The organism is Aquaspirillum serpens DSM 68 (assembly GCF_000420525.1).
In the GTDB taxonomy this organism is placed as follows: Bacteria; Pseudomonadota; Gammaproteobacteria; order Burkholderiales; family Aquaspirillaceae; genus Aquaspirillum; species Aquaspirillum serpens.
The window spans coordinates 1-19,821 of sequence record NZ_ATVC01000036.1 but is presented as its reverse complement, the minus strand read 5'-3'; the positions used below and the strand labels follow the sequence as shown (position 1 = coordinate 19,821).

Annotated in this window: 16 protein-coding genes and 2 pseudogenes; 13 read left to right on the top strand and 5 right to left on the bottom strand. The window is 48.2% G+C overall.

Translation table 11 applies throughout. From position 1 onward, the window contains the following. Positions 1 to 63: 63 nt before the first annotated feature. The 7 genes from gmhB (at position 64) to G465_RS0108200 (ending at position 4,936) form a co-directional block, all read left to right on the top strand. The gene (gmhB, locus tag G465_RS0108230) at positions 64 to 603 is read left to right on the top strand and encodes a D-glycero-beta-D-manno-heptose 1,7-bisphosphate 7-phosphatase (RefSeq protein WP_022654000.1); all 540 of its coding nucleotides are present in this window, start codon (positions 64 to 66) and stop codon (positions 601 to 603) included. Positions 604 to 611: 8 nt separating this feature from the next. Beyond that, complete coding sequence (locus G465_RS0108225; RefSeq protein ID WP_022653999.1) at positions 612 to 1,367, top strand: lysophospholipid acyltransferase family protein; 756 nt, start codon at positions 612 to 614, stop codon at positions 1,365 to 1,367. A 22-nt stretch (positions 1,368 to 1,389) separates the two neighbouring features. Then, the gene (gene gloA, locus G465_RS0108220; protein WP_022653998.1) at positions 1,390 to 1,776 is read left to right on the top strand and encodes a lactoylglutathione lyase; all 387 of its coding nucleotides are present in this window, start codon (positions 1,390 to 1,392) and stop codon (positions 1,774 to 1,776) included. Between the two features lie 62 nt (positions 1,777 to 1,838). After that, positions 1,839 to 3,185, top strand: a complete 1,347-nt coding sequence (gene pmbA, locus G465_RS0108215) for a metalloprotease PmbA (RefSeq protein ID WP_022653997.1) — start codon at positions 1,839 to 1,841, stop codon at positions 3,183 to 3,185. Continuing rightward, positions 3,182 to 3,712 (top strand): disulfide bond formation protein B, encoded by a 531-nt coding sequence (locus G465_RS0108210; RefSeq protein ID WP_022653996.1) that lies wholly within the window; start codon positions 3,182 to 3,184, stop codon positions 3,710 to 3,712. The genes pmbA and G465_RS0108210 overlap by 4 nt, the downstream gene beginning before the upstream one ends. Before the next feature lie 22 nt (positions 3,713 to 3,734). Beyond that, positions 3,735 to 4,415 (top strand): hypothetical protein, encoded by a 681-nt coding sequence (locus G465_RS0108205; protein WP_022653995.1) that lies wholly within the window; start codon positions 3,735 to 3,737, stop codon positions 4,413 to 4,415. Between the two features lie 92 nt (positions 4,416 to 4,507). Next, entirely contained in the window at positions 4,508 to 4,936 is a 429-nt protein-coding gene (locus G465_RS0108200) for a hypothetical protein (protein ID WP_022653994.1), read from the top strand. Positions 4,937 to 5,004: 68 nt separating this feature from the next. Here the strand turns inward: G465_RS0108200 and G465_RS0108195 are convergent, their stop codons facing one another. From G465_RS0108195 to gltX, 3 genes and pseudogenes are all read right to left on the bottom strand, one after another. Continuing rightward, entirely contained in the window at positions 5,005 to 6,648 is a 1,644-nt protein-coding gene (locus G465_RS0108195) for a methyl-accepting chemotaxis protein (protein WP_081642731.1), read from the bottom strand. Positions 6,649 to 6,897: 249 nt separating this feature from the next. Beyond that, positions 6,898 to 7,179, bottom strand: a pseudogene (locus tag G465_RS15070) (response regulator); the annotation flags it as partial. A gap of 189 nt (positions 7,180 to 7,368) precedes the next feature. Next, complete coding sequence (gltX, locus tag G465_RS0108185; protein ID WP_027405304.1) at positions 7,369 to 8,766, bottom strand: glutamate--tRNA ligase; 1,398 nt, start codon at positions 8,764 to 8,766, stop codon at positions 7,369 to 7,371. A gap of 329 nt (positions 8,767 to 9,095) precedes the next feature. On the opposite strand from gltX, the pseudogene G465_RS16525 reads away from it, so the two are divergent. Both G465_RS16525 and G465_RS16520 read left to right on the top strand, forming a co-directional pair. After that, positions 9,096 to 9,824: pseudogene (locus G465_RS16525) on the top strand (MCP four helix bundle domain-containing protein); the annotation flags it as partial. After that, positions 9,816 to 10,679, top strand: a complete 864-nt coding sequence (locus G465_RS16520; protein ID WP_373277229.1) for a methyl-accepting chemotaxis protein — start codon at positions 9,816 to 9,818, stop codon at positions 10,677 to 10,679. The pseudogene G465_RS16525 and the gene G465_RS16520, both read left to right, overlap by 9 nt. Before the next feature lie 169 nt (positions 10,680 to 10,848). Here G465_RS16520 and G465_RS0108165 read toward each other — a convergent pair whose 3' ends face one another. Continuing rightward, positions 10,849 to 12,318 carry an inorganic phosphate transporter gene (locus G465_RS0108165; RefSeq protein ID WP_022653990.1) on the bottom strand — a complete coding sequence of 490 codons (1,470 nt, stop codon included), beginning with the start codon at positions 12,316 to 12,318 and terminating at the stop codon, positions 10,849 to 10,851. A gap of 346 nt (positions 12,319 to 12,664) precedes the next feature. On the opposite strand from G465_RS0108165, the gene speA reads away from it, so the two are divergent. From speA to G465_RS0108150, 3 genes are all read left to right on the top strand, one after another. Then, on the top strand, positions 12,665 to 14,554 hold the full coding sequence (gene speA / locus G465_RS0108160) for an arginine decarboxylase (protein ID WP_022653989.1): 1,890 nt from the start codon (positions 12,665 to 12,667) through the stop codon (positions 14,552 to 14,554). Next, a complete protein-coding gene (gene earP / locus G465_RS0108155) occupies positions 14,555 to 15,709 on the top strand; it encodes an elongation factor P maturation arginine rhamnosyltransferase EarP (protein WP_022653988.1) in 1,155 nt (384 codons plus the stop codon). It abuts the gene before it with no gap. A gap of 270 nt (positions 15,710 to 15,979) precedes the next feature. Continuing rightward, the gene (locus tag G465_RS0108150; protein WP_022653987.1) at positions 15,980 to 17,182 is read left to right on the top strand and encodes an ammonium transporter; all 1,203 of its coding nucleotides are present in this window, start codon (positions 15,980 to 15,982) and stop codon (positions 17,180 to 17,182) included. A gap of 54 nt (positions 17,183 to 17,236) precedes the next feature. Here the strand turns inward: G465_RS0108150 and recD are convergent, their stop codons facing one another. Continuing rightward, positions 17,237 to 19,270 carry an exodeoxyribonuclease V subunit alpha gene (recD, locus tag G465_RS14035; RefSeq protein WP_022653986.1) on the bottom strand — a complete coding sequence of 678 codons (2,034 nt, stop codon included), beginning with the start codon at positions 19,268 to 19,270 and terminating at the stop codon, positions 17,237 to 17,239. A 75-nt stretch (positions 19,271 to 19,345) separates the two neighbouring features. Here recD and G465_RS14030 point away from each other — a divergent pair. Further along, positions 19,346 to 19,821, top strand: a 476-nt coding sequence (locus G465_RS14030; RefSeq protein WP_040399392.1) for an AAA family ATPase, incomplete at its 3' end; no start/stop codon positions are given.

Here is a 19,821-nt window from a genome sequence, read left to right as displayed (position 1 = left end):
GCTGGCGCAGAGACTCAGAGGGTCTCTGCGCTTGCTTGGCATCGTACGGCACAGGAAAAAACAATGAAACTGGTGATTTTAGACCGCGATGGCGTGATCAATCACGACCGTGACGACTTTGTCAAAAACAGCATGGAATGGGTTGCCCTCGACCGTGCGCCCGAAGCGATTGCCTTGTTGTCACAAGCCGGCTGGAAGGTGGTCATTGCCACTAATCAATCCGGTTTAGGACGGGGTCTATTCGACATGCACGCGCTGAATGCGATGCACGAGAAAATGCACCGTATGGTGCAACGGGCCGGCGGCAGAATTGATGCGATTTTCTTCTGTCCTCACACCCCCGATGCCGGCTGTCAATGCCGTAAACCGAAACCCGGTATGGTAATTGATATTGCCGAGCGGTATGGGGTCAAACCCGATAGCTTAATCATGATTGGTGATAGCCTGCGTGATTTGGAGTCGGTGGCGGCGGTGGGGGGGCGTTCTATCTTAGTCAAAACAGGCAAAGGCAGTGCAACCTTAGAAAAAGGCGGCCTACCGGCTGGAACCTTAGTTTTTGATGATTTGTTTGCTGCGGCTGAGTTCTTACTTAGTCAGATTTGAGAGCCATAATGCTGGTTTGGATACGTTCTTGTTTGTATTGGTTGGGGTTGGCCGTGATTACCCCATTGTTCTTTACCTTGGGTTTACTGGCTTTTCCACTGCCGGCCATGCAGCGTCATCGTGTGATTACCTTATGGACACCGGTGATGATGTGGTGGCTACGTCTGACCTGTGGTTTGCGCTACAAAGTGATTGGTGCCGAGAATATTCCGACCACGCCATCGATTATTGCGTGTAAACATCAATCTGGTTGGGAAACGATGGCGTTGCAGCTGATTTTTCCACAACAAGTGTGGGTGTTAAAACGCGAATTGTTATGGATCCCGTTTTTTGGTTGGGGCTTGGCCATGACCAGCCCGATTGCGATTGATCGCGGTGACCGTGTTCGCGCAGCCCAACGTTTGATCGATCAAGGCCGTGAGCGCTTGAAAACCGGATTTTGGATTGTCATTTTCCCAGAAGGGACACGCATTCCCCCAGGGCAACGCGGTAAATATAAGCAAGGGGCAGCGCGTTTAGCTCGCGATTTGGAGACACCGCTAGTGCCGGTGGCATTAAATGCAGGTGAGTTTTGGCCGCGTAATTCCTTCCGCAAATATCCGGGGGAAATTACCGTGGTGGTTGGCAAACCGATTGTTCCTGCGGGTCAAACCCCAGACCAAATGACCAAAGAATTAGAAAATTGGATTGAAGCACGGCAAAGCGAGATTAGCGGTGTTGGCCCTTGTGCTAACACGGCATCACCTGTAAAACCGTCTCATTAAGAAAAACACATTGGAGGATACCATGCGCTTATTACACACCATGTTACGAGTTGGCGATCTAGACCGTTCAATTGCTTTTTACACTGAAGTATTGGGCATGCGCCTATTGCGTCGCCAAGATTATCCCGAAGGCCGTTTTACCTTAGCGTTTGTCGGCTATGGTGAAGAAAGCACGCAAACCGTGATTGAGCTGACGCACAACTGGGACACCGCTGCCTATGATTTAGGTAATGGCTTTGGGCATATTGCGGTGGAAGTGGCAGACGCGGCAGCGGCCTGTGATGCGGTGCGTGCCAAAGGTGGCAAGGTAACCCGTGAAGCCGGACCGATGAAGCACGGCACCACTGTTATCGCTTTTGTCGAAGACCCCGATGGTTACAAGATTGAATTTATTCAAAAATCTCACTAGGTATCCGGTGTTTTTGCGCTGGGTATCCCCAAGAGAGTTAACCACATAGAAAAGCGAACATCATGAATCGTGCACAGCCATTTTCGTATTCCGAAACAGAGTTAGAAGCGTTAAGTCAACGGGTGTTGACCTTAGCCCAGCAAGAAGGCGCCACTGCGGCAGAGGTCGAAGTCTCGGAAAGTCAGGGGCAGAATGTCAGTGTGCGACTGAGTGAAGTAGAAACGCTGGAATACACCCGTGATAAAGGCCTTGGTGTAACGGTTTATATTGGGCAAAGCAAAGGCCATGCAAACACTTCCGACTTTAGCGAGGAAGCGATGCTGGCGACGGTGCGCGCTGCCCGCGACATCGCCCGCTTCACCGCTGCCGATCCTTGTGCAGGTTTAGCCGACAGCGCTTTATTGGCACAAGGGCGTGGCGATGACCTCGATCTATTCCACCCCTGGGATGTGTCTGTTGAACAAGCGATTAGCTTGGCTAAGGAAATGGAAGCTGCAGGTCAGGCTTTAGATCCCCGCATTCGCAATTCAGAAGGAGCGAATGTCTCTACCCACACTAGCCAATTTATTTATGCCAATAGTGCAGGGTTTAGTGGTGGCTACCAAACCAGCCGCCATGCCCTTTCTGCCTCGCTGATTGCTGAGGATGATTCGGGGATGCAGCGTGATTATTGGTATGCCGTGGCGCGTTGTGCTGGCGATTTACCGCCGGCGGCACAAATTGGCCGCCGTGCTGCCGAGCGCAGTTTGCGCCGCTTGGGGGCAAAACGGGTGAAAACCTGTCAAGTGCCGGTGTTGTTTGAACCCGCCTTAGCCGCCGGTTTATTGGGGAGTTTTGTCGCAGCGGTGTCAGGCGGTAGCCTTTACCGTAATACCACTTTTTTAGCCGATAGCTTAGGGACACAGGTGTTTGCCCCTTGCGTGCAGTTATATGAAAACCCGTTTATCAAGCGCGGTTTGGCCTCGGGTTGTTTCGACGCCGAGGGAGTTGCCACCCACGCCCGTGATGTGGTGAAAGACGGTGTGTTGCAGGGCTATTTCTTGTCGTCCTACTCCGCTCGCAAATTGGGGATGCAAACCACTGGCAATGCCGGCGGTGCTCACAATTTGTTATTGGCTTCCACTGGCCAAGATTTTGCCGCGTTATTAAAGCTGATGGGCACTGGTTTAGTGGTAACCGAATTATTGGGGCATGGAGTGAATCCAGTGACCGGAGACTACTCGCGTGGTGCGGCTGGTTTTTGGGTGGAAAATGGCGAATTAGCCTACCCCGTTGAAGAAATCACCATTGCCGGTAATCTGAAGCAGATGTTCCGCGATATTGTGGCGATTGGTTCGGATATTGAAATTCGTGGTGGGAAACAAACCGGCTCGATTTTGCTGCAAAACATGACGGTGGCTGGTGTATGACCCTTTCTTTTCACCGCCGATCGATTTGGCCTCAAGGCCGTTCGGCACATTTCTTATTATTTGCGGCCTGTGCGGCTAGTTTTGCTTTTGCCTTGTATGCCCAGCATGTTTTGGGTTTAGAACCTTGTCCTCTATGCGTTTTTCAACGGGTGGCGTTATTGGCCGTTGGTGGTTGGGCCTGTCTCGGGATGTTGGCGCCTGCCGGTGGTTGGCGACGCGGTATGGCCGCCGGTTCGCTGGTTTCAGCGTTGGCTGGCGCGGGAATCGCTGGCTGGCATGTGCGTTTACAGTTATTGCCTGCCGAACAAGTACCCGCTTGCGGCCCGGGGCTGGAGTTCATGTTAGAAACCATGCCACTGACCAGCTTACTGAAAAAGGTGTTTCAAGGCAGTGGAGAGTGCGCCGCCATCGATTGGACTTTTTTAGGGGCTTCGATGCCGATGTGGACAGCGGCGTTGTTTGTGTTGCTAGCGGTGTACAGCCTGTATCTGCTATTGCAACGCCAACCCCGCCGCCGTTTGTTTTAATAGTTAGAAACCAAGGAGCCGTATGTATCCAGTGAATCCGGTCGTCAATAGGCCATTTGTATTTCTTGTCGACTCTCCGAATCATAACGATTTGTACGATGGTTACAGCATCGGGATGGCGTTGCGAGATGCTCTCAGGGCCATCAGAATTCCTTGCTTCTATACCCTTGCAACATGTACAGCAAATTTCCAGAACGCTCTAAACGACCGTCTTCCTGATGCTGTCCGCCAAATGCAACTCGATGCAAACACAAATGCAATTCCGTTTGTTCATCTCTGCATGCATGGCTCACAACCAGGTGTCGGCTTAACAGATGGTTCGTTCCTTTATTGGCAGGATTTGCGCAACCTTTTATTAGCCCACAACTATGCCAAAGGCCACGATCCATATATATGCATGGCGTCATGCAACGGGTTCAACGCTACCAACATGGCAAGCGCTTTTGATAGTGCGTTCAGTATTCTGATCGGCAATACGGGGGCGGTATTGCAATCAGATGTAACCGTCGCCTATATGTCTTTCTACAACCATCTCTTCTATAAAGCGGCGAATTTTGATCAAGCAGTTCAAGCTATGCGCCATGCATCCGGGGATCACAATTTTTTCTATGCAATAGGTGAGCAGGTAAAAAATCAGCGTCTTTATGAAATGCAATCTCAGTTCGCCGTTAATCCATGGCCAAACCCGCAGCCGAGTTTCTAACATGGCGGCCAACCTCGCTCCCTTCGGTCGCTGGACGCTGCGCGATAAAGCCATGCAGCGCCTAGCTCTACGTTAGCCATCAAGAGAGAATAATGAGCAATCGCGAACGTTACCTACTAAAAGCTATTGGAGACGATCATCAGGCAACCATTGCCGGTGTAGCCAAATTCTTTGAGCTATGCAAAAAATATGGCGATGGAGTGATCTATGTTCCGACAATGCAGCACGTTGAAAGCACTCTGTTGGCTACCGCAGTCGGTGAACAGATAACAAAGGCTCTTGCGAAACATCAGCCAGTAACTCTGCCGACTGGCCAACGAATTGACTTGTGTTCCAATAGAACATTTAAGAACTACAAACGGGGAAGCGTTTACGCCGTTCTTTGGGCTACACCGGATATGATTGAGGCCATCGAAAAAGAAACCCACGGATGCAAAGCCATGGTTGTCGTCACTTGGCTCGAAAATGATGCCGATGCATGGATTTCAAGCCAGAACCCAACCCAGCTTATTTGGAAGTAGATGGCTAACATCACAATCCACCGGACCTCTGGCAAGCTGCACTTGCCTGCGTCCTGTGATTTTCAACGTTATCCCCCTGCCAACCGGAACTGTCCCATTTGTTGCTGCAGGCTATGGGACAATCGGTGTAGCTCATCAGTCGCTACGGTGGCATGTGTGGTGGCCTGACTGGTTTCTTCTGCCATGCTAGCAATGTGTTCAATATTTTTAGCTAACACGATGCTGGCATGGCTTTGTTCTTTCAAGGCTTGAAAAATTCCCTGTGCTTGTACGCCGACGCTGCTAATGGTGTGCTGTAACGCTTGGATGTCCTGACATACTGCATCGGTTTGGTTGCGGCCCTGTTCAAGCTGAGCACTGGTATCCGCCAAGGTTTGGGCAATGCTAGCGATGTCGTGGCGAATATCCTGCATCACCCCACTGATTTGATGGGTTGATGAAGCAGTACGCTCGGCCAATTTACGCACTTCATCCGCCACCACCGCAAACCCACGTCCCTGTTCCCCTGCTCTGGCAGCTTCAATCGCCGCGTTTAAGGCCAATAGATTGGTTTGATCGGCAATATCACGAATCAGCGTTAAAGTATGGTCGATGGCTTGTGAGCGTTGATCGAGTTGTTGTGCTCGAATCAAGGATGTGCTCATGCTCTCGGTCACGGTTTGCATATAGTGGGCGGTGGTATTGAGCTGTTGCTGACTGTTATCGCTAATGGTCTGAATATGGGCAATCGCATGGTGAGTGGCATGAGCACGTTCTTTGACAGCTTCAATGCTGGCGCTTAACTCCTCAATTGCCGCTGCTGCTTGGCTGGCTGCTTCGCTTTGTTGTTGGCTGGCGGCATGAATTTGTGTGCTGCCACTGTGGAGCTGTTGGGCAGCTTGTGCCAGTTGTTGACTGCCATATTGGCTATGGGATAACAACTGGCGCAGGGTATTTTGCATCAAATGCATTGCCCCTGTGATGCTATCTGGCCGATGTGCGCCTTGGACGGCTTGGGTTAAATCCCCTTCAGCAATGCGCTGTGCGATATGTGCTACGGTATGCGGTTCACCACCCAGTCGGTGCAACAAACGCCGAATCAACACATAAGCAAATACCGAGCTAGCCAAGGCGGCTAAGCACAGCAAAAGTAAAGATAATTGGGCGTAGTGTTGGGCGCTTTGTTGTGCTTGCTGAAATTCGCGTTCGGCCTCGCTGAGTTGTAAATCGACTAATTGGCTGACGATGGCAGAAACGGGTTCAATGGCAGGGTAGAGTTCATGTTCAGCAAATTGCTGTAAGCCAGCCTCATCTTGTTGTCGAATAAGATGTTGTAAACGGGTGATAGCGAGGTTGGCCCGTTGCATGGCAACCGCTAATTCGCCGGCTAATCGCGCTTCTTCGGGTGTCAGTTTGGTGGCTTGGTAGTGTTGCCAATGTTCGTGAATCGCACTTTGAGCTTGTTCAATGCCGCGCAGGGTATCGGCTGCGCTGAGCGTCTTGGCACGAAGTTTGTGCGTACTGTCCACAATATCCACTGCATAGCGATCAGCAATGATTTTGAGTTGTTTGAGTGGAATCACTCGGTCTTGGTAGGTTGAGGAAAAATCTTGCAAGATGTTTTGTTGGCTAATCCGACCAGAAATGCCAATTAACATCATAAAACCCAGCAGTAACATCACCAAAAAGGCTAATTTTTGCCCTGTCGAAAACTTGCCTTGCCACATACCCATGCGCTCCCTACAACGAAACAAAGCCGTCACAAAGCAATATGTATGCCTAAAGCAATAAATATGACATTTTTTTATTTGATTTGTTGGGAAGTGTGATAAATAGCGCAGTTCAGACTCTGCCCAAATACTCCTTTTCGTAAAATTCAAGCTCTGCCCAATTCTTCCAACATTCAAATCTGTTTCATTGTGAGACGTAAAAAAACCGCTAGACAGTATGCACTAGCGGTGTTGGGCAGGTGTGTTGATGGATTAATCCGGCAATTTTTCTTGCAAAATGGCCATGCTAACAGGCTTAGTGATGATATCGTTAAAACCAATCTCCCGCAGCCGCGCATGGTCAGATTCAAAAGCATGGGCGGTGTAGGCAACAACGTGCAGATGTTGTAGGGCAGGGTCTTGCCGAATTTGTCGACAGACTTCCTCACCATCGATGCCTGGCATACTGATATCAAGTAAAACATGGTCATAGGACTTTGCTCGCAGCTTATCTAGTCCTATAAAACCATCCTCGGCTTCATCGACACTCCATCCACGCTTACGTAGCGCTTACGTAGCATGACGCTGGCCAGTTTTCGATTCACCGCATTGTCATCAATCACTAACACCTGCTTCATTATTCGCCTTCATAGGTAAATTTCGCATTTTCATGCGAGAGAGTAAAGGTTTTTACTTCTTCTGTCGAATCTGCATCACTTTACCCTCTATGATGCTGTTGTTTTTTTACGCCGCACAACTTTCTTCTATGCGTTTTAGCACTTCTTCACGCCCGATCAACGCTAAAACGGCATCCACCGAGGGCGTTTGCGTGCTGCCACACACGGCAACCCGTAACGGCATCCCGAGCTGTCCCATTTTGATCCCTTGTTCAGCACAAAATGGCTTAAATAGCGCGTGAATCGCTTCGCTATTCCATTCGGTCAAGCTCGCCAGTGTTTGACCAAATGCCAAAATACGGGCGCGGGCGGCATCATCAAAGTGTTTAGCGACTTCCTCAGCCGTTGGTTGGCGGCGTTGGTAGAAGTAATCACATTGTTGCGCCAATTCATTCAAATCGCGGGCGCGTTCTTTCACCAAAGCGACGACCGTAGCAAGATCGGGTGCGGCGGTATTCAAACCACGCTCGGCTAACTGTGGCGCGATTAACTGGGCCAACCGACTATTATCGGCAGCTTTCATGTGTTGTTGATTCACCCACAAGAATTTTTCACGATCAAACCGGCTGGGGCTTGGGCTGACGGCTTCTAAACTGAACCATTCAACAAATTGCGTCATGTTGAAAAACTCGTCATCACCATGTCCCCAGCCGAGGCGGGCCAAATAGTTTAGCAACGCTTCCGGTAAGATCCCTTGAGCAGCATAGTCCACAACACTGACGGCATCACGGCGTTTGGACATTTTTTGTCCATCGGCATTCAGAATCATCGGCAGGTGAGCATAGTGCGGCAGTGGGGCACCGAGCGCTTGCAGAATATTGATTTGCCGTGGGGTATTGTTGACATGGTCATCACCACGAATGACGTGGGTGATATTCATATCCCAATCGTCAACCACCACGCAGAAATTATAAGTTGGGCTGCCATCGGGACGGGCGATAATCAAATCGTCTAACTCACCATTGGCAATCTCAATCCGCCCTTTGACCAAATCATCCCACGCAACCACACCGTCTAATGGTGTTTTAAAGCGCACGACAGGTTGGATGCCTTCGGGCACGGCGGGCAAGGTTTTACCAGCCTCTGGCCGCCAACGGCGGTCATAACGCGGTTTCTCACCACGCGCCTCTTGCTCAGTGCGCAAGGCATCTAGTTCTTCTTTTGAGCAGTAACAGTAATAAGCATGACCGCTGGCAAGTAATTGTTGAATGACTTCTTTATAGCGATCAAAACGCTGGGTTTGGTAGAACGGGCCTTCATCATAATCGAGCCCCACCCAGTGCATCCCATCCAAAATCGCTTGAACTGATTCAGGTGTTGAGCGTTCTAAGTCGGTGTCTTCAATCCGCAGCACGAAACTGCCGCCATGTTTACGAGCATAAGCCCAAGAGAACAAAGCAGTACGAACACCACCAATATGCAAAAAACCGGTTGGACTAGGAGCAAAGCGAGTACGAATCATGATCGTCAGTGCGAGCAGCAGGAAATAAAAGCACGGATTGTACGCTAAATCGGTGCTATTCGGGAAATTATTAGTAGAAAGAACAAAAAAGCCTAATTTGTTCAATTTGCCTTAAATTGCATTTGTTGTGAGGGTAGAATCTTTCCCTTGATTTGTGATTTGGCTTTGCTTGTGGTATTGTCTTTTCCTTGTACTTTTTTTCAGTTTCTTGTCATGCATGGTGTTTGCTTTACGCAAATATTATGTTAAACCCCAAGAAAGCGAGACATAAATGAAAATTTCCTATATGAAAATTAAAACCCAACTATTTTTATTGGCGGGTTTATTTATTATTTCTCTTATTAGTGGGGGTGGATAGTATTCGTGCCAGTGCCGATAGTGTCGCAGCCAGCCATCGCAATCATCGTGAGAATGTGTTACCGATTGCTTCGCTGGGAACGGTGACTGATGACTTGCAATCTTATCGCTCGATTGTGTTATTTGTGTTATTGATGGTGATTAATGACAACCCACAGATGTCGGCCTTGTTACAGCAACGTTTTGCTGGTCTATCCGAATCGATGGATAAAAGTTGGGAGGCATTTTTCCAAAACGCCAATCTCGATGCCTATCCTGAGCAGAAACAGTTGGCAGAAAAAACCCGTGCTTTATCGCTTGCGTATCGAAAAACGGTTGCTGAGGATTTCTACCCTTTGATTCGTGAGGGAAAAACCATGGCGGCGGAGTCGATCCGACGTAATAAAACGGTGATTATTTTCGATGAAGCCATGAAAAATATTCGGCAATTGACCGACTTGAAAACAAAAGCTGCTGAAGAAAACAATCTTTTACGACAACAACAAGCCCAAAATGATCTGATTATTTCGATTGCTGTTTTAGTAATTAGTATATTGATTGGGATTGTCTTGTCGATCTTGATTACTCGCAGTATTGTCCTGCCTTTAGCCAATGCGGTGGCCATAGCTAAAGAAATTGCGGCGCGTAACTTGGCAATCACTGTTCCGCGTGGTGGAAATAATGAAGTGGGGCAATTGCAACATGCCTTAGCTGATATGCAAGAAGCGTTACGTCAGGTATTAGGCGAAGTGCGTAGCGGCAGTGAACATGTGGCACAAGCCTCGTTGCAATTAAAAGAAAGTGCGGCCCAGATTAATGAGGCAACACAAAACCAAAGCGAAGCAGCCAGCACGGCAGCGGCGGCAGTAGAACAACTCACCGTGAGTATTGATCAAGTGAATGAACGCGCCGATGGCACACGCACTGCGGCGGAAAACTCACGCCAACAGTCCACCCAAAGCAGTGATGTGATCCGCATGGCGGCAGACAGTGTGCAAGATATTGCTGACACCATGCAAGAGTCGGTACATCTGGCACAAGAGCTGGCGCAGAGCTCGGAAAAGATTGATGTTATTGTGAATGTGATTCGTGATATCGCTGACCAAACCAATTTATTGGCGCTGAATGCAGCGATTGAAGCGGCACGCGCCGGCGAACAAGGGCGAGGTTTTGCCGTGGTGGCGGATGAGGTGCGTAAACTAGCCGAGCGTACTGCTACTTCAACGGCAGAAATTGGCAAGGTGATCGATAGCATTCGAAGCGGTATCGATACCATGGTGGATAATATGCGCAATAGCGAGCGCAAGGTCACCAGTGGCGTACAAATGGCACAACAGGCACGGCAGGCAATTGATGAAATCACCCATAATGTCGGCAATGTATTAGATCTGGTCGCGGGGATTTCGCAAGCTTTGCGCGAGCAAACCTCGGCCAGTCAGTTGGTGGCGAAAAATGTCGAGCAAATTGCGCAAATGTCAGAAGAAAACAGTGCCGCAGTCATGCAGGCAGCGCAGGCTACTGTCGATTTACAGCAGTTAGCGAAACAGCTCAATCAAAATATTTCGACTTTCCAGCTCTAACCGCATCGTTTTTGCTCGGCCTTGCCTTGATTTACGGCAGAAAACCACACTAAGTACACAAAACGTAGCAACTTATCAAACATCCCATTGCAATGAAGCGATGGGATGTTTGAAATTGCTGATAAAACACCACACAGCGGTGGTGTTTTTTAGCTGATGAGGTGTGAGCTTAAATAAATTTGGTTGCTAACCAAAATAAGCCACCAGAGAGCAGGATCGTTGCCGGTAGGGTGAAGACCCATGCCAGTAAAATACTGCGAACGGTGCTGCCTTGTAAGCCGCTGCGGTTAGCTACCATGGTTCCTGCGACAGCAGAGGATAAAACATGCGTGGTGGAAACTGGCATACCGGTGAAGCTGGCAATGCCAATCGCCAACGAAGCGGTGATTTGTGCTGAAGCGCCTTGGGCATAAGTCATGCCGGTTTTGCCGATTTTTTCACCGACGGTTAACACAATCCGTTTCCAACCCACCATCGTACCCAAGCCCAATGCCAAGGCAATCAAGACAATTGCCCATTGTGGTGCATATTCCGTAGGGACTACTAAATCCTTGCGCAGTTTGTTCAAATCGGCTTTATCGGTGGAAGGTAAACCAGGTAATGCTGCCACTTTTTTTGCAGTGTTGTCCAAACACAAAATCAAACGGCGTACCTGACGGCGATCATCAACATGTAAATCAGCATAACCTTTCAAACCATCTAACCGTTGTTGCAAGAGTGCGATAGCCGGCAAAGTGGTTTCGGCTTCACAAGCAAACGCCTCGGGCAACACAATACCGGCTTTGCGTGGTGGTTTGACATGCTCATTTAACAAAGCGGCATGGCGCTCATAAAACTCACCCATTTGTACCGCTGCGGCGCGGGTACGTTCAATTTGATAAGGGGTATTCGTCAAATCAAGCACAAATTGTGTGGGCGCCAAACCAATCAACACCAGCATTAACAGACCAATCCCCTTTTGACCATCATTTGAACCGTGGGCAAAACTTACGCCCATGGCCGAGGCAATCAAGGTAAAACGTGTCCAGAACGGTGGGCGTTTTTTGCCATCAAAGTTTTTCCGTTCTTCAGGGGTGAAATGCAAACGGGTATTACTGGCATAACGGCGTAACACCAATAACATGCCGCCGGCAACCAAGAAGCCAACTGTTGGTGAAATTAACAGCGACAGCATGATATCGATTGCTTTACCAGTGTTAATCCCTTGGTTGAGTGGAATGCCATTCATCAGCGAATGAGCGATGCCCACACCGAGAATGGAACCAATCAGGGTATGAGAGCTCGAGGCAGGTAAACCAACATACCACGTGCCGAAGTTCCACAAAATGGCCGAGGCTAACAGGGCGAACACCATGACTAAGCCATGACCTGAACCGACATTGAGGATCAGTTCGACTGGTAGTAAATGCACGATGGCATAGGCAACACCCAAGCCACCGAGCATCACCCCAAAAAAGTTAAAAATACCGGATGCCACTACCGCCAAATTAGCAGGCATGGCTTTGGTGTAGATCACGGTCGCAACAGCATTCGCTGTGTCGTGAAAACCATTGATAAATTCATAGGCGAGAACGAAAAACAACGCCAATAGCAGACTGGCGCTGGCACCGAGCGACAGATCGTGAAAAAGCTCGAACATGAGAGGGAAACTAGGAGTCAAAGACGGACGCTATTATTGCCGAAACAAGGTGGCTTTAGATGAATTTTCATCAAAAAGAAACATTTTTTTAACCTAACAGGGTGAGTTGGCACAAAAATGGTGCATCACAGGTGAGCCGACTCGAAATTCTGTCGCATCAACATAACAAATCACCCAGAGGCTGATCGCAGTTTAAATACAATCTGTGTTTCAATGATGTCGCTGCATCGCCAACATTGCGGCCATCCCGCATGCAGTTGGCATCTGCGATATTTCCATTCCAATTTGTTTCTCTTTTCTACCCCAGAGAGACATCAATTTAGACAAGAAAGGCAGTGTCAAGACTATGGCATGGACCGTGAATGACAGTCGGAATGTATATGGCATTCGACATTGGGGCGTGAGCTTTTTTGATGTGGGCGAACAAGGCAATGTCATCGTGCGGCCAAACGGTCGTGAAGGTGCCGAGGTCGATTTATATCAACTGACACATACCTTGCGTGATAATGGTTTGTCATTGCCTTTATTGGTGCGCTTTCCTGATATTTTGACCCAACGTGCGCGCCGCATTGTCGAAGGGTTTACCCAAGCACAGACTGACTATGACTATCCAGCTGGCTACACCTTGCTTTATCCCATCAAGGTCAACCAGCAAGAAGCGGTGGTCAAAGGGATTATTGCTGACAGCAGTTTGCCGATTGGACTGGAAGCCGGTTCAAAACCTGAATTGATGGCTGTATTGGCTTTGGCGCCACAGGGCGCCACCATTGTTTGTAATGGTTACAAAGACCGTGAATTTATTCATCTTGCTCTGATTGGACAAAAACTCGGTCACCACGTGTTTATCGTGATTGAAAAAGAATCTGAAGTGCAATTGGTCATCGAAGAAGCCCTGCGCTTAGGCGTGATGCCCAATGTAGGGCTGCGAGTGCGGTTATCTTCACTGGCCAGCAGTCGTTGGGCAGACTCCGGTGGTGATAAGGCCAAGTTTGGTTTGTCGGCTGCACAATTGATTTCTGTGAGTGAGCGTTTTATTGCAGCAGGTCTGAAACAAGCGGTGCGCCTACTTCATTTCCACATGGGGTCGCAGATTGCCAATATTGCTGACTATCGGCGTGGTTTCCGTGAGGCCTTGCGCTACTACGGCGAATTGTCTGCTTTGGGTTTGCCATTAGATCATTTGGATGTCGGCGGCGGCTTAGGCGTAGATTACGATGGCACACAATCGCGCAACGATAGCTCCGTCAACTATTCCATTGGTGAATATGCAGAAACCATCATTAGCATGGTGAAAGACTTTTGTGCCGAGCAAGCGATTCCGTGTCCGCATGTAATGAGTGAATCTGGACGTGCCTTAACTGCCCATCATGCGGTATTGGTGGTGAATGTCACCGATGTGGAGCGTGCTAACGATAGCGTGCCGTTGGTGAGTAGTGAGGAACTCGAACAGCTGGCGACACCGGTGGTCAAGTTATATGAGCTTGCCACGTCCACCGATATTTTAACCGCGACAGAAACCTATTTCCGCGCTGGTCAGTATGTGTCAACGGTGGCAGAAATGTATGTCGATGGTGTGGTGTCGTTACGTGAAAAAGCGCTTGCTGAACAATGCCACGCCGCCTTATGCCGCCGTATTTATGGGGCATTGAATACCCTACAACGCTCACACCGACCGGTATTTGATGAGCTAGGCGAGAAACTCGCTGATAAGTATTTCTGCAATTTCAGCGTGTTCCAATCGCTGCCAGATACGTGGGCCATCGATCAATTATTGCCCATCGCGCCTATTCACCGTTTACAAGAGGCGCCTACCCGCCGTGCTGTATTACAGGATCTCACCTGCGATTCTGATGGCCGTGTGACACAGTATGTCGATCAGCAAAGCATTGAATCGACCATGCCAGTGCATGATGTGGCGGTGGGTGAAGAATATCTGTTGGGTGTCTTTTTAGTCGGGGCTTATCAAGAGATTTTGGGCGATATGCACAATCTATTTGGCGATACCGATAGCGTCAACGTGTATGTCGATGCCTCGGGGGCAGTGCGTTTTGGCGGTGTTGAAGTCCATGACACCATCGAAGACATGCTGCGCTATGTCCACCTGCAACCCGATGAACTGATGAACCGTTATCGCGATAAGGTGTGGGCTGCTTCGACCTTGAGCGGAGATGAACGCCGTCATTTCTTAGAGGCCTTGCGCACTGGTTTGACCCATTCATCCTACTTGGTGGTGTAAATGCAAACACCGGATCGGTATTGGGATATTTTTTGTCGTGTCGTAGATAATTATGGCGACATTGGGGTGTGTTGGCGTTTAGCACAACAGCTGGCGCAAGACTATGCCTTACCAATCCGGCTATGGGTGGATGACTTGGTGAGCTTTGCTCGTATTGAACGCCGCGTGCAAAGCCATGTCGCGAGGCAAACAGTCGAGGGAATTACCATTTGTCACTGGCTACCCGATCAAGAACCACCGGTTCCCGGTGAAGTGGTGATTGAAGCCTTTGCTTGTGGTCTGTCTGAAACCTTTTTACACGCGATGGCACGCTGTCAACCACCGCCACAGTGGATTAACCTAGAGTATCTGTCGGCAGAGGCGTGGGTGGAAGGCTGTCATCTGAGCCAGTCGCGACATCCGCGCTTACCGTTACAACAAACCTTTTTCTTCCCTGGGTTTTCTAGCAATACCGGTGGTGTTTTGGGAAGCGATGCCAGTTGTCAGGCACGCGAGGCGTTTTTAGCTGATCCACGGCAACAAGCTGATTTTTGGCAACAACTTGGCTTATCGGTTCCTTCGGCGGAAGAACTCACCATTTCTGTTTTTGCTTATGAACCGCCGGCATTGGCATGTTGGTTACAAGTGCTGGCCCACAGTCCACAGCCAGTGCGCTTGCTCATACCAAATGATCAGACCGCAAAAATGGTGGCTGCCTACTACAAGCAGCCCTTTACCACTGGTGCTTGTTTACAACAGGGTTCGCTTACGTTGCATAACCTAGAATTTGGCAACCAAGCTTTTTTTGATCGTTTGCTGTGGAGCTGTGACATCAACATTGTCAGAGGTGAAGATTCGTTTGTGCGAGCGCAGTGGGCGGCCAAACCTTTTTTCTGGCATATCTACCCCACCGAGGACGGTGCCCATTGGCAGAAACTAGAAGCATTTTGGCATGGTTACAGTGCTGCGCTACCGACTGATTTACAGCAATTAGGTTGGTCTAACTGGCATTGGTTAAATGCGGAGGTTGTGCCAGAGGTTGAGCAGTTGGCGATGCAATGGCAAGCATGGCTCGATCATCTCCCGCAGTGGCAACGCCATGCCAGCGATTGGGAACGCCAACTTTCTCAACATGGACATCTCGCCGCTAATTTAGTGCGCTGGGTTCGGCGATAGCCCTGTTTCTCTCTACTTTGCCTTCTGTTTCATCAAACAGAGGGTGACCCTTCTTGTATCTGATCTAAGCACCAAAAAAGAGCAGGATAAGCTGCTTCTCTGTGCAGAACGATAGGATCGGCTGCCCGAGTGGTGGGTTTGGCTGCACCAGATTTGATTTCTTAAATTTATCTTAAGAAAAATCACTTTTATAAACAAAATCTTATAAAAATAGGCATTAGGCTTGCTTATGGTGCGTCCAACTTGCAATCAATCCTCGGAGATAGGCAGATGGATCACAGTTATAGTGCACAGGATGTGCTCTTTATCTTGTTGGGCGCCATTATGATTTTGGCGATGCATGCTGGCTTTGCTTTTTTAGAGTTGGGGACAGTGCGCCGAAAAAACCAAGTCAATGCCTTGGTCAAAATTCTGACCGACTTTGCTGTGTCGGCCTTGGCTTATTTTTTCATCGGTTATAGCGTGGCGTATGGCGTCAATTTCTTTGCCTCGGCACAAGAGATGACCACCAATCACGGCTATGACTTAGTTAAATTTTTCTTTTTATTGACCTTTGCTGCGGCCATTCCGGCAATTGTGTCCGGTGGCATTGCTGAGCGAGCACGTTTTCATCCGCAAACATTAGCCACCTGTATTCTTGTTGGTTTGGTCTATCCCTTTTTTGAAGGCATCGCTTGGAATGGTCATTTTGGTTTGCAAGATTGGTTGCAACAGCAATTTGGTGCCACTTTCCATGATTTTGCCGGATCGGTAGTGGTGCATGCAGTGGGGGGATGGATTGGCCTCGCTGCCGTTTTACACCTCGGCGCCCGCAAAGGTCGTTATTCGCGTGAAGGTCATGTAGCAGCGCATCCGCCTTCTTCCATTCCATTTTTGGCACTCGGCGCATGGATTTTAATTGTTGGCTGGTTTGGCTTTAATGTGATGAGTGCACAAAAAATCGAGGGCATTAGCGGTTTGGTGGCCATGAATTCGTTAATGGCAATGGTGGGAGGCACTTTGGTGGCGATGGTGATGGGGAAAAATGACCCCGGGTTTATCCATAACGGCCCGCTGGCTGGTTTGGTTGCCGTCTGCGCAGGTTCTGACATCATGCACCCAATCGGTGCTTTGGTTGTTGGATCGGTGGCAGGTGCGATTTTTGTATGGATGTTCACCGTGACCCAAAACCGTTGGAAAATCGATGATGTTTTAGGTGTGTGGCCGTTGCATGGTATCTGTGGCGTGTGGGGTGGCCTTGCTGCTGGCATCTTTGGGCAACAGGCTCTGGGCGGTTTGGGGAATGTCAGCTTGATGGCACAACTGATTGGTACTGGGTTAGGCGTGGTGATTGCTTTTTTCGGAGGCTATGTGGTGTATGGGGTCTTAAAGAAAACCATCGGTATTCGATTAGATGAGGAAGAAGAATTTAACGGGGCTGACTTATCTATCCATCGTATTACCGCCACCCCCGAACGAGAAACCCATTTCTAACCCCAATCCATTCAAAAGCCTCATCATGCCTTAGATGAGGCTTTATCTTTTTGCTTATATCAATTTTTCTCTCAACCCACTACTTCGCTGCACACGTTGCCCAATTGCTTTTTTAAAGACTTCTTCGCCATTAGGTGGAAAGACTAAAGTACATTTCTTTTTCGAACGGGTAATTGCAGTGTAAATCAGCTCTGAGGTTAAAATTGCACTGTATTGATCAGGTATAATCAATACGGTATGTGTAAACTCCGAACCTTGTGATTTGTGGACTGTCATGGCAAACACAGTGTCCACATCATTCAAACGTGAAGGTACTACCCATTTGATACGACCATCGGCTAATTGAAATGCGACGCGCAATTGAGAGGGGGCAGCAGGGTTTTCTGGATCACGCCATTCCAAGGTAATACCAATATCGCCATTCATCAGCTCTAGATTATAGTTGTTCTTTGTTACCATGACAGGCCGGCCGTAATACCAGCTTTTCTTACCCGAAATAATATTCAGTTGATTTTTAATATAACTTTCAACAACCTGATTGACACCTTCAACACCCCATGTGCCATCACGAATGGCTGTTAAAATCTGAAACTGGTTATAGGTTTCTAATACCTCTTTCGCCCACTGATCTTGATTGTCTGGTGATTGAATGCGAATTTTTTTCAGATACTGCTGATAGTTTTCTAATAAATCAGACCATTGTTTGTTTTTATAATTGTTGATGCTTATTCTAGCCGTTTCATCACTATGATTAAAACAAGATATAAATTTATTCTGCCACAATTCATGCTGTTTTTTAGGTTCTGCATCAAGATATTCTTGTAGGAAGTTAGCTAATTGACCAATACCTTTTTCTGCATTGAAACGGTAGCTATGCCGTAACATCACAATATGATCAGCGACTGCCGGAGATGTATCGCCAAGTGCTGTTAATTGGATTCCTGTCATTTGTGTTAGATGGTTGACTAAATTCGGCGAGGCAAATAAGGATGGCTTATTTTGCTGTTTTAATTTCATTAGCGGGTAGTCCATACATAAACTCCCTAATACCGTGCCGGCTTCTACTGATGCTAATTGTTGGTGGTCGCCTAGTAGAATTAAACGTGCATCTGGAGGTAAAGCATCTAGTAATTTAGCCATCATTTCTAAATCAATCATTGACGCTTCATCAATCACTAATACATCCAGTGGCAATTGCATGTCAGAGTGATATTTAAACTTTCGACTATCTGGCCGTGCTCCAAGTAAGCGATGTAATGTCGCCACTTGAGTTGGGAGGGTCGCCATTACTTTTTCTTTATCTTCTGCTGTTTTAAATAATGGAGATAAAGACTCTGAGAGTGTTTTTAATTGTTGACCGATTGATTCTGTTAATCGTGCAGCTGCTTTGCCTGTTGGAGCGGCCAACCGAATTACCAGTGGTTTTTGTTGTTTAGATTGGAGGATTTGCAGGGCTGCTAAAATTTTTACTACTGTCGTGGTTTTTCCGGTACCTGGCCCGCCTGAAATCACAGCAAAACGCTGTTTTATGGCTAAAGCCGCAGCAACTTTTTGCCAATCTGTAGAGGTATTATCTTTTGGTGTTGGAAATAAGGCTGTTAATGTTTTTTCAATGGTTATATCAGGTAGGCAAATATCAATTTCGTTTTCAAACCGCTGCTGTAAAGCATTAGCAACCTGACATTCATATTGATAATAACGACGTAAATAAAGCCGAGGCGGCTCAAAATAAAGCGGTGCTATAGTGTCAGACCGTGTGCTGACACTAGGTGACCCCATCAAAATATTAGTCCAGTCTGTCAAACTGACGTTATCAATCCAGTCATTAAGCTGACGCAGTTGAGACGTGTCTTCCCCTTCTTCGGTCCAAAGATGGATAACCTGACTTAGAGATGAATCCAGCGATAAGGCGGGGTGTCCTTTACTTAAATTTGCACTGGCTAAGGCTGCTGCGAGCAGCACTAAGGGATGTTCGTTTGGAGAACAATCGTGAAGAAAACGAGCAAAAGCAACATCTAGGGGACGTAGGCCGTGATAGTGTTGCCATTGTTGCAGATCATGTAGCAAATCGTTAGTTGTGAGTGGCATGAAAGTGTTCTCTGTGAAAAATATGGCTTAATCATAAGGCAATAACAACTATCTGAAAAACTAGGAACGATGTCCATGCGTAAAAAACTGCCGATCGGCATTCAAACCTTCGCCAAAATTCGTGAAGACAATCACTACTACATCGACAAAACCCCGATGGCCTACCAACTGGCTATGCAGGGGAGTCATTACTTTTTATCCCGCCCGCGTCGCTTTGGTAAAAGCTTGTTCCTCGATACCTTAGCTGAACTGTGGGCGGGGAATGAATCGCTGTTTCAAGGGTTGTGGATTCACGATAAGTGGGATTGGTCGCAGTCTTATCCGGTGATTCGGATTAGCTTTGGCGGCGGGGTGATGCGTTCACCTGAAGCACTGCAAGAACGAATTCAACATATTTTACATTCTGAAGCTGAACGATTTGGGTTGAGCTATCGCACCCCCTCGGTGGTTGATCGCTTCATTGATTTGATTCAATACGCACATCAAAAATCAGGGCAGCGAGTGGTGGTGTTAGTGGATGAGTACGACAAACCGATTTTGGATAACCTCAC

What these genes read in the sequence shown, in the direction of transcription:
- gmhB (WP_022654000.1), top strand. Translation starts at nt 64, where the DNA reads ATGAAACTGGTGATTTTAGACCGCGATGGCGTGATCAATCACGACCGT.
- G465_RS0108225 (WP_022653999.1), top strand. Translation starts at nt 612, where the DNA reads ATGCTGGTTTGGATACGTTCTTGTTTGTATTGGTTGGGGTTGGCCGTG.
- gloA (WP_022653998.1), top strand. Translation starts at nt 1,390, where the DNA reads ATGCGCTTATTACACACCATGTTACGAGTTGGCGATCTAGACCGTTCA.
- pmbA (WP_022653997.1), top strand. Translation starts at nt 1,839, where the DNA reads ATGAATCGTGCACAGCCATTTTCGTATTCCGAAACAGAGTTAGAAGCG.
- G465_RS0108210 (WP_022653996.1), top strand. Translation starts at nt 3,182, where the DNA reads ATGACCCTTTCTTTTCACCGCCGATCGATTTGGCCTCAAGGCCGTTCG.
- G465_RS0108205 (WP_022653995.1), top strand. Translation starts at nt 3,735, where the DNA reads ATGTATCCAGTGAATCCGGTCGTCAATAGGCCATTTGTATTTCTTGTC.
- G465_RS0108200 (WP_022653994.1), top strand. Translation starts at nt 4,508, where the DNA reads ATGAGCAATCGCGAACGTTACCTACTAAAAGCTATTGGAGACGATCAT.
- G465_RS0108195 (WP_081642731.1), bottom strand. Translation starts at nt 6,648, where the DNA reads ATGGGTATGTGGCAAGGCAAGTTTTCGACAGGGCAAAAATTAGCCTTT.
- G465_RS16520 (WP_373277229.1), top strand. Translation starts at nt 9,816, where the DNA reads ATGCAAGAAGCGTTACGTCAGGTATTAGGCGAAGTGCGTAGCGGCAGT.
- G465_RS0108165 (WP_022653990.1), bottom strand. Translation starts at nt 12,318, where the DNA reads ATGTTCGAGCTTTTTCACGATCTGTCGCTCGGTGCCAGCGCCAGTCTG.
- speA (WP_022653989.1), top strand. Translation starts at nt 12,665, where the DNA reads ATGGCATGGACCGTGAATGACAGTCGGAATGTATATGGCATTCGACAT.
- earP (WP_022653988.1), top strand. Translation starts at nt 14,555, where the DNA reads ATGCAAACACCGGATCGGTATTGGGATATTTTTTGTCGTGTCGTAGAT.
- G465_RS0108150 (WP_022653987.1), top strand. Translation starts at nt 15,980, where the DNA reads ATGGATCACAGTTATAGTGCACAGGATGTGCTCTTTATCTTGTTGGGC.
- recD (WP_022653986.1), bottom strand. Translation starts at nt 19,270, where the DNA reads ATGCCACTCACAACTAACGATTTGCTACATGATCTGCAACAATGGCAA.